Source organism: Arthrobacter sp. P1_H7 (assembly GCF_056405215.1).
The window spans coordinates 1-672 of record NZ_JBFUCO010000044.1 but is presented as its reverse complement, the minus strand read 5'-3'; the positions used below and the strand labels follow the sequence as shown (position 1 = coordinate 672).

General features: G+C 76.5%; 1 protein-coding gene. It reads left to right on the top strand.

All coding sequences use genetic code 11. The annotated features are described in order from the left end of the window. On the top strand, positions 1-672 hold a 672-nt coding region (locus AC1DXI_RS20735), incomplete at both ends, for a DUF222 domain-containing protein (protein ID WP_476940151.1).

Below are 672 nucleotides of genomic sequence, written 5' to 3'. Positions count from 1 at the left end.
CGCGCCCAACGCGGCCCGCGGCTGCCCGGCCGGGGACCTCGTTCCGGCCCGGTTCCGGGCCAAGGCACGCACCTGGCGCGAACGCCACCACCCGGCCAGCATCGAGACACGCCACGCCACGAGCGCCGCGGACCGGCGGGTCGAGTTCGTCCCGGACCGGGACGGCATGGCCTGGCTCTCCGCGCACCTTCCGGCCGATACCGCCGCGGGGATCTGGGAACGGACCACCGCCGCGGCCCGCGCCCTGCAGGGCCCGGACGAGCCCCGGACCCTGGCCCAGCTCCGCGCCGACATCACCGCCACCTGGCTCCTCACCACCGGCACCGGAGACACCGGCACGGGAACGGGCGGCGGAACGGCCGACGGCGGCATGGGCACCACCGGCCGAACGTCAGACGGCGGCACGGGTGCGGGCTTGGCAGGGGGTGGTGTTCCGTCGCCGCGGGCGCAGGTCCTGGTCACCGTCCCGGTCCTGTCCCTGCTCGGCGCCACGGACGAACCCGCCACCCTGGACGGGTACGGGCCGATCCCGCCGTCGATGGCCCGCCGCCTCCTCATAGACGGCGCCGGCTCCTTCCACCGGGTCCTGACCGACCCCCGGGACGGGGCACCGCTGGAAATCGGCCGGACCAGCTACCGCCTCACGACGGCCCAGCGCCAGTGGCTCCGGCT